This is a genomic window from Chamaesiphon sp. OTE_75_metabat_556 (genome assembly GCF_031378165.1).
Classification (GTDB): domain Bacteria; phylum Cyanobacteriota; class Cyanobacteriia; order Cyanobacteriales; family Chamaesiphonaceae; genus Chamaesiphon.
Window position 1 is genome coordinate 1 of sequence record NZ_JANNDR010000081.1, and the last position, 1,697, is coordinate 1,697.

Here is a 1,697-nt window from a genome sequence, read left to right on the forward strand (position 1 = left end):
GTCTGCACTAAAAAATGGCAAAATAGCCGATGAAGAATTGAGTGATGTATATAATCTTACAGGAGGAATTAGAGCGGCGGAATCTTACATAGATCCATCAGAAGTAGTTTGGGCAAGATGGAATGAAGACATAGAATGCGATCGGAAAATTATTTTTACAAACAAACAAGGGGCAATAAAAAAGATATCTGCAAAAGCAACAAGTTGTGAATTCCACTGGCATAACTTGGAAGGAGAAATCAACGAATTAATTCCTGCTAATTGCTTACGCCAGTACTTGAAAATTGTAGATTTTAGTAATGGTAAATTTATTGATAGAGATGGAAATATTGTTGCCTTTTCTTTAAGGCAACAAATAGACCATGAAGATAATTTTCATATTCTTGCAGTCAGACAAGATATGCTCGATGAATATTTAAAAGAAAATAACTTAAAGATAGCATGGGGACTATGGCTATTTCGCGAACCATCAGCACCTTTTGCTATCTTATCTGAGTCGGGTAAAAGGATGTGTCGCCACTATAGATCTATAGTTGCCCAATTGGGATCGGGCATAGAAGTAATTCATGACATGGACATAATTCAACCCTGGTGGTAGAAATATCAAATTTGGATTGCCACCGCAACAACAGTTATCGATCCATTGCCAGAACGAGATCGAGACATACTCCAAACCCTAGCCGCCAATATCGCTCGATCTCAAATTATTAGCCCACACGATCGAGAAAATAAATTGTTATTTATAATCGATCGCAACCCAAATGGTTAAATCTCGATCGAGCCTCTAGATTGCGAATTAGACTACCACTCGATCTTGTGGTTTCCCAAGGGATTGCAGGGGATTATCGGGTAAATTAGAGATAGAGGAATTAAAGGTTTGGTGGGATCGGGTTTATTAATTTGAGGAGCAATTTTAAAGATGCTAAAAAGTTATGAAGCAACAATGGAAAATGGGCAGATTCATTGGTTGAAGGAACAGCCAGAGGTTGCTGCTGTCGCGCGGATTATTGTGACGGTGTTGGCAGACGATCCTACGCCCGTTGTTAAACGTCGGACGGCTCCTGCTTCGATCGCTGGCAAAGGACGTACTTTAGGGGATATTGTCAGTCCGACAGTTGATGAACAATGTGATGATTCCTGAGTTGTTCCTGTTTGCGGTAATTTCCGATGTGAATGAGTATAAAAGATGCAAATTAAATCTATCAAAGTTGATAATTTTAAATCTTTAGTTAATTTTGAGTTGCCTTTAGCTAAGTTTAGTTGTTTGGTTGGGCTGAATAGTTCGGGTAAGTCAACGGTATTGCAGTTTTTTGATTTCTTGTCTCAACAAGTTAGAGGCGATTTGAGTGGATGGTTGAAAAAGCGACAGTGGGAATCATCCGATCTGAATTCAAAATTGACGAATAAACGTAATATTGGGTTTGAAGTCTCAGTTGTTCATGATGATGGCATTGAAATGAAGTGGTCAGCTAGCTTTAACCGTCAAACATTACAATGTACAACTGAGCATGTAGAGTGGAATAAAATCACTCTTTTAAAAGTAAAACATGGCGATTATACAGTCTTTAATTTGCCTGCTATAGCAGAGGCATCAAGTGATTTAAAAAGTGAATTCGAGAAAGATGGTGTGGTTTTACAGATCGAAGTGCAAACTGCATTAATTGGTAAGATTGCATTTGAATATCAAGGATCTGTGA

The 1,697-nt window shown here is 38.2% G+C and carries 2 protein-coding genes and 1 pseudogene; all 3 read left to right on the forward strand.

Annotated elements, in window-relative coordinates; translation table 11 throughout:
• A pseudogene (locus RMO27_RS03910) lies at positions 1 to 598 on the forward strand (hypothetical protein); the annotation flags it as partial.
• Between the two features lie 321 nt (positions 599 to 919).
• A complete protein-coding gene (locus tag RMO27_RS03915; RefSeq protein ID WP_309729315.1) occupies positions 920 to 1,141 on the forward strand; it encodes a hypothetical protein in 222 nt (73 codons plus the stop codon).
• A 45-nt stretch (positions 1,142 to 1,186) separates the two neighbouring features.
• The coding region (locus tag RMO27_RS03920) for an AAA family ATPase (RefSeq protein WP_309729317.1) at positions 1,187 to 1,697 on the forward strand (511 nt) is incomplete at its 3' end.

Excerpts from the sequence above, each read along its gene's own strand:
- RMO27_RS03915 (WP_309729315.1), top strand. The coding sequence starts at position 920 with ATGCTAAAAAGTTATGAAGCAACAATGGAAAATGGGCAGATTCATTGG.